Annotated in this window: 4 protein-coding genes; all 4 read left to right on the top strand. The window is 35.5% G+C overall.

Going from position 1 to position 7,733, the window contains the following annotated elements:
* The coding region (locus FPG59_RS11785) for an MBG domain-containing protein (RefSeq protein WP_140344645.1) at positions 1-2,838 on the top strand (2,838 nt) is incomplete at its 5' end.
* Positions 2,839-3,002: 164 nt separating this feature from the next.
* The gene (locus tag FPG59_RS11780; RefSeq protein WP_086454793.1) at positions 3,003-3,836 is read left to right on the top strand and encodes a hypothetical protein; all 834 of its coding nucleotides are present in this window, start codon (positions 3,003-3,005) and stop codon (positions 3,834-3,836) included.
* Between the two features lie 135 nt (positions 3,837-3,971).
* Positions 3,972-4,208 carry a hypothetical protein gene (locus tag FPG59_RS11775; protein WP_086454792.1) on the top strand — a complete coding sequence of 79 codons (237 nt, stop codon included), beginning with the start codon at positions 3,972-3,974 and terminating at the stop codon, positions 4,206-4,208.
* Positions 4,209-4,368: 160 nt separating this feature from the next.
* The coding region (locus FPG59_RS11770; protein ID WP_086454791.1) for a choice-of-anchor J domain-containing protein at positions 4,369-7,733 on the top strand (3,365 nt) is incomplete at its 3' end.

Here is a 7,733-nt window from a genome sequence, read left to right as displayed (position 1 = left end):
ATCAGTACGGCAACAGCTGCGCAAACAAACGTATCTTGCAATGGAGGTTCTAATGGTTCAGCTTCCGTTACTCCTTCTGGTGGTGCTGGTGGATATACGTACTCATGGGCTCCTTCGGGTGGAACAGCGGCTACTGCTACTGGTCTTACAGCTGGAACTTATACTGTAACAGTAACCGATGCTAACGCATGTACTGCTTCTCGTACCTTTGTAATTACACAACCAACTGCTATCAGTACGGCAACAGCTGCGCAAACAAACGTATCTTGCAATGGAGGATCTAATGGTTCTGCTTCCGTTACTCCTTCTGGTGGTGCTGGTGGATATACGTACTCATGGACTCCTTCGGGTGGAACGGCTGCTACTGCAACTGGATTAAGTGCAGGAACTTATACTGTAACAGTAACCGATGCTAATGCATGTACCGCTTCTCGTACCTTTGTAATTACACAACCAACTGCTATTGTAGCAACTGCAGCTTCTCAAACCAATATTTCGTGCAACGGAGGTTCTAATGGAGCTGCCTCGATTAATATTCCAACAGGTGGAGCGGGTGGATATTCCTACTCATGGTCTCCTTCAGGTGGAACAACTGCTACTGCAACTGGATTAAGTGCAGGAACATATACCGTAACTGTTACAGATGCTAATGGTTGTACAACGACTCAAGGTTTTACCATTACACAGCCTACGGCAATTAGTTTCACAACAACTGTTTTATCTGGGTATGATTATAATACTGGATATAGTCAAAGTATTGTAGCTTCAGGAGGAACAGGGGATAAAACATATGCAGTTACAACAGGAAGTTTGCCTTCTGGTTTTTCACTATCAACAGCTGGACAGATAACAGGTATTTCAACTCAAATTGCAGATAGTAATTTTACCGTTACTGCTACTGATGCTAATAATTGTACTGCTACATTTAATTATGTACTGAAATTAAACCAAATACCAGTTACTGTAACTGCTTCACCTTCTCAAACTAAAGTATATGGAGAAAGTGATCCTGTTTTAACTTATACAGTATCAGCAAGTTTACTTTCTGGAGATTCATTTACAGGAGCTTTAACAAGAGTTAGTGGTGAAAACATTGGCACTTATGCTATTAATCAAGGTTCGCTTTCAGCTGGTTCTAAATATTTAATCACCTATGTTGGTACTAACCTTGCCATCACCGCTAAACCAATTACAGTGACAGCAACTGCATCACAAACAAAAGTTTATGGGGAAATAGATCCTGTTATTGCTTATACGGTTTCACCAAGTTTAGTTAGTAGTGATTCTTTTACAGGAGCTTTAACAAGAGTTGCTGGAGAAAATACAGGAACTTATGGCATTAACCAAGGAAGTTTGAGTGCGGGATCTAATTATATGATTAGTTATGCAGGTGCTAACTTTACTATTACTGCAAAACCAATTACAGTGACGGCAACTACCTTACAAACTAAAGTTTATGGAATAGCAGATCCTTCTTTTGCGTATACACTTTCACCAAATCTAGTAGGTAGTGATGCCTTAACAGGAACTTTATCAAGAACTGCTGGTGAAAATATTGGAAACTATGCTATCACACAAGGTAGCTTAAGTGCCGGATCTAATTATAATATTACTTATGTAAGTAGAGATTTTACAATTACGGCAAAACCGATCACAGTAACTGCAAATGCTTCACAAACCAAAGTATATGGCACTACGAATCCAGTTTACTCTTATACTTTCTCACCAAGTCTAGTTAGTGGAGATTCTTTCACGGGAACTTTAACAAGAACAGCTGGAGAAAATATTGGAAACTATGCTATCACACAAGGTAATTTAAGTGCAGGGGCTAATTATAACATTACTTATGTAAGCAGAGATTTTACTATTACGGCAAAACCGATCACAGTAACTGCAAATGCTTCACAAACCAAAGTATTTGGTACAACGAATCCGGTTTACTCTTACACTGTTTCACCAAATTTAGTTAGTGGCGACTCTTTCACTGGAGCGTTAACAAGAACTGCTGGAGAGAATGTGGGAACTTACACCATTGCACAAGGTACCTTAAGCGCCGGTGGAAATTACACCATTACGTATAACGGTTCTAATTTCACAATTACGAAAGCAGATCAGGTAATTACATGGAATCAGACTTTAGGATTTGGTTGTAATGGAGCAACTAGTATTGTTTTGACTGCCGTTTCAAATAGTGGTTTAGCAGTAAATTATGCTTCTTCTAACGCGAACATTGCTTCTGTTTCTAATAATTCATTATTTTTCCAAAATTATGGTTCTGCAACTGTAACAGCTTCACAAACAGGAAACATGAATTACAACGCAGCTCCGGCAGTTATTTTACCAATAGTATCTAGTCAACCCAACTTGATTAGAAAACAATTTGAAAATATTATATTCTTTGACAACAGTTCGAATAATTTCAAATCGTACAGCTGGTATAAAAATGGGGTTTTAGTTCCAGGACAAACTTCACAGTATTTTAAAGAAAATGGTGCTTTGAATGGAACTTATTACGCAGTAGCAACAAAACTGGACGGAACATTAATTACAAGCTGTCCGTTGACTCTCTCTCCAACAATAGTAGAAGAGTATATGAGAATTGTACCTAACCCTGTTAGAAGCAATACGAATTTCCAATTAATGACTAATATTAGTGCAAGCAGAATACAGAATGCACGTGTTGAGATTTTTAACTTAACAGGAAACTTGCTAACTACTGTAAATACAAGTCAAAGCAATATTGACATGATAGCTCCGATTGTTGAGGGAATTTATATTGTAAAAATAACCTTAGCAAATGGTACCTATTTTACTAAAAACCTTTTAGTAAGAAAATAAAATAATTTAAAGAATATGACATCCTCATTTTTAATGAATGGGGATGGATTATTCGAATCAAAACAACAAGTATGAAATTGTCATTTTCTGCAAGTATGCGCGAGCAGTAACCAACAAGTAAAAGGCAATAACATATAAGACCGCTAAAAATAAATTTTACATCTATGAAATGCAATCTTAAAAACATAATTGGAGTTACAGCTTTCTTAATCTCACAAGGTATAGCTGCACAAGTTTATGTAGGAATACAGTCTGGAATAGGAAATATCCAGAGTGATATAACTGGTATACAAACAGGTAATCGTCTTGGTGGAGCTTTAAAGATAGGTTATATTTATTCTTTAAATAGTCATTTTGGAATTGGTACCGGGTTAGAGTTCTCGCAATACAAGCAAGAAGTTTCTTTTTCTAGGCTTACCGCAACGCTTTCAAATTTTGAAGTTGATGCTTCCACTTCGGCATTTGTATATAACATGACTACAAACAATTATAGAGAAAAACAAACTTTACAGGCTGTGCAAATTCCTCTTTTTGTGCAATATAAAAAAAACATAAATACTGTTGTTGACTTTAATTTTAGAGCTGGTGCTAAATATTTTTTACCTGTGAACTATGAAATTAATGCAACTGCCGATTATGTAAATGGTACTGCTTATTATCCTGATGTCAACCTTACTATTTTTGATTTACCCGAATATGGTTTTGGTCAACAAAATAATTATTCCGCATCAGGAGAGTACAAAACTAAAGGAGTTATAATGAGTTCTTTTGAGTTAGGATTTACATTTGATATGGGAAAAAAGAGTTCTTTATATGCTGCCATGTTTTTGGAAAATGGATATGGTACAATCTTAGACCAAAACAAGAATGAATCCTATATTGGTTACAGCCCAACGTCTACAGCTGATAGGAAAGCTAATGGCTTATACAGTACTGATAAAGATGCTGAAATTAAACCGGTAGCTTTTGGTGTAACGCTAGGATGGAATTTTAAATAATCTCATTTTTTTTTTTAATGCAAAAGGTCTTGACTCAATCAAGGCCTTTTTTTTTGCAGAAAACTTCTCTTCAAAGTGGTTGAATAGTAATTAAAATTTGCAGACGGTATTACCATCACTTCGGCCTCTATTCATATGAGATTTCTTAGTACTAATAATTTTGAAGCGACACCAGAAGTGGAAATTACCCAAATCCAAACCAAAGAATTATTAAAAACAGAAGCTGGTGTAAACAATACAATCGATTTGCAAAACTTGAGTATTACCATTTATTTTATAAAAAAAATTAGTATTCTTGAAGCAAAAACACACCTAATTATAATTTTAAAAAAAATCTCTATTTTCAATTTAAGTCGTTTAAGAAAATCTTGAATAGCTTTTTTTGTTAGGGGGAAACATTACTAATTGAAAAAGATCTGATACTTTTAATAACTTTCTAAATCCTCCAAAATTTAATTAAAAACCTGTAACATATAATATTGGCTTAACTTTGAAAATTGTAAGTTTGCAGGCTAATTACAATTGTAACCCAATGAAACACAATTACACATGGAACCATATTATGGTTTTATTTATTTTTTTTATGGGCTTCACGCTAAATCTTGAAGCACAAGTAACCCAACCTACACCTCAAGACTTACCTTTTACTCAAAACTTCTCTACACTTGATGCCACATCAACTACCTATTTAGCAGGATTTCAGGGGTGGAAAGCAAGTGTTTTACCGACAAGCAGTTTCGTTACGACGGGAACGTTGGTAGGCGATACTCCTTTAACAGCAAGTAGTACTGCAGGAACAACTTCTGGCAACGTACATAACTACAATGGAAAAATTGGTTTTTTGAACTCAGGATCACTAGATTTAACAATAGCTCTAGCTTTAAAAACAACTGGAAAAACAGGGATTTTTGTAGAGTATGATGCCATGGTCATTCGTAATCCTTATAATGGAACCAACAATACCCGCATAAATGACCTTGTAATGCAATACAGAGTAGGCACTACAGATACTTTTGTTACCCTTTCATCAACATTGTATTCCAGTACCACTACTCCACAAACCTCAGGAACTACAGAACAAAATCTACAAAAAATAAGAGTACAACTTCCAGTAGATTGCGAAGATAAAGACGTAGTACAAATAAGATGGATATCAAGACAAGCATCGGGCACGGGTGCAAGACCCTCATTTGCAATAGACAATATTAGGGTGATAAATGATGTAATTGCACCAGTATACGCTACTGGATTCCCAAAAATAAGTGATATCCTCTCAACAGGTTTTGATTTTATATCTAAAATCAATGAACCTGGAAAAACTTTTTATGTCGTGCTACCTGTTGGTAGTGCTGCACCCAGCATTGAGCAAATAAAGGCAGGAACAGATGCTACCAACACCATTGCTTTTAAAGCTGGATTACTAACCGTTATTGACCCAGAGGTTGAGTATACACAAAGTATAACAGGTTTGTCTATTGGTACATCGTATAATTTATATGCCATTTCAGAAGATGGATCTGGTAATACACAAGTATCAAGTACGGTATTGCCTATTACTACATCATCAGTGGCTGTACCTTCTATTAAGCCAACAGTATCAAATTTAAACTTTGGTTTCGTTGAACAAAATACAATCAGCACTCCACTACAGTATGACATTCAAGCTGAAAATTTAAGCAATGATATCACAGTAACGGCAACGGGTAATTACATTATATCTAAAACAGAAACTGGTAATTATGCAAACAGTTTAAATTATGGTGTTAATGAATTTACTAATGCAGCTTTAGCAAAAGTATTTGTGAAATTCACACCAACAGCTACAGGAACGGCAACAGGAACTATTACCCACCAAACAACTGGTGGAACGAATAAAACTGTTACTCTTACAGGTAAAGGAATAAATCCATATTTCCAAGATTTTAATGATGCAAATGTACTTACTAATAGTGGATGGACAGAATACAGTGTTGCTGGAAATAACTTAAAATGGACTAGTACAAATACACGTTTTAATAGTTCTCCTGCTGCCATTCAAATGAATGGATATGCAGAAAATGGAGCTAGTAAAGACTGGTTGATTTCTCCTGTATTGCGATTAAATGCTTTTGATAAATTTCCTTTATTGTCATTTTACGCGCGAAAATTCTTCTCTGGAACTCCTCTTAAATTAATGGTTTCTACAAACTATGACGGAAAAAGCAATCCCGAAACAGCAACTTGGACTGCCATCGAAGGAGATTTTCCAACCACAACAGGAACATTCAAACAATCACAGTTTATTAACCTTGAGGCCTATAAAACAAATACAACTTATGTGGCTTGGGTATATGAATCAGCTACATCTGGTGGAACTGATAGTGCCGAGTGGACTATTGATGATGTGAGAATATCAAATGAAGCTACTTTTATTGCCTCAAACCCTAACTTAAACTTTGGAGAAATTAGTCCTAATACCACTTCTGCTAGTCAATCGTTTATATTCATGGCAGGTGGTTTTGGAAACATAACTATTAATGCTCCAGCAAACTATGAATTATCAACAGATAATAGTGTTTTCACCACTAGCCTACTTGTAACTGCTGCTGATGCTGTGATAGGTAAATTAGTCTATGCGCGTTTCGTACCAACTTCAAAGGAATTGAGTATCTCTGGCCCATTAAAAATTACAGGAACTGGACTAAATCAAGAAATTGGTTCTTTCAAAGGGTCTTCATTACCAAAAACTGAAACTTTTGACATTGTAACCTATAATTTAGAATTTTTTGGAACTGATGTTAAAGACACTAGCGGAAGTGAATTCGGTCCAACAAATGATGTACTTCAAATAGATAATGTTGCAAAAGTAATGAATACAATGAACGCCGATGTGTATGCAGTTCAAGAAGTGTCAGATGATGCCGCATTAGAAACTTTGATCCAAAAAATAAGTGTGAATGGAAAAACATTTGCAAAATCAGTTTCTCCTGCTTGGTCTCGCTCCTTTCAAGCACCAGATCCTAACTTTCCTCCACAAAAACTGGTACTACTATATAATACACAAACTACAACCGTAAAGAAATCTCGTGTCATGTTTAGTAAACTTTACGACGAAGTACGCGCAGGAACTAAAACGTTACCTAACTATCCAAGTACAGGTGACAGCTTTTATTCTTCAGGTCGTTTGCCATATATGGTTGAAATAGAGACAAACATTAACGGAATCAAAAAAGACCTTACCATTATTAATCTTCACGCTCGTGCAAATAGCGGTAGTGATATTGCTAGATACAACATGCGTAAGTATGATGTTGAATTGTTAAAAGACAGTCTTGATGTGAATTATCCTAATGCAAATATTATTCTTCTTGGCGATTACAATGATGATGTAGACCAATCTGTAATTGCAGGAAATCCATCTTCTTATCAAAAATTAGTCGAAGATACCGCAAGATATAATACACTAACATTAGACATTAGTAAAGCTGGTGCATTTAGTTATTTGTCATCTGGAGGATTTTTAGATCATATTTTAGTATCTAATGAACTTACTGATGAGTATGTTACAAATTCTACCGTAGTATATGATCCTAGAAATGATGTTCCAAATTATGTTACTACAACCTCAGATCACGGTCCAGTTATAGCTCGTTTTGAACTAAAAGCTGATCCTGTGTTGAGTGTAAATGATGTTTTACCAACGAATAAAACAATCGTGAAAATGTATCCAAACCCAGTATCTGATATATTAAACGTTTCATTAGATTCATTTGAAAATGAAAACGTGAAACTTCAATTTTATGATGTTTTAGGAAGAGCCATTGGAATGCCAATCGAATTGAGTCCAAAATCAAACAGAGACAATTCCTCTATTGATGTATCTCAATTACCCGCAGGTATTTACATATACTCACTTTC

The organism is Flavobacterium sp. FPG59 (assembly GCF_002150205.1).
GTDB lineage: Bacteria > Bacteroidota > Bacteroidia > Flavobacteriales > Flavobacteriaceae > Flavobacterium.
This window is presented reverse-complemented; position numbering and strand designations above follow the sequence as displayed.

What these genes read in the sequence shown, in the direction of transcription:
- FPG59_RS11775 (WP_086454792.1), top strand. Translation starts at nt 3,972, where the DNA reads ATGAGATTTCTTAGTACTAATAATTTTGAAGCGACACCAGAAGTGGAA.
- FPG59_RS11780 (WP_086454793.1), top strand. Translation starts at nt 3,003, where the DNA reads ATGAAATGCAATCTTAAAAACATAATTGGAGTTACAGCTTTCTTAATC.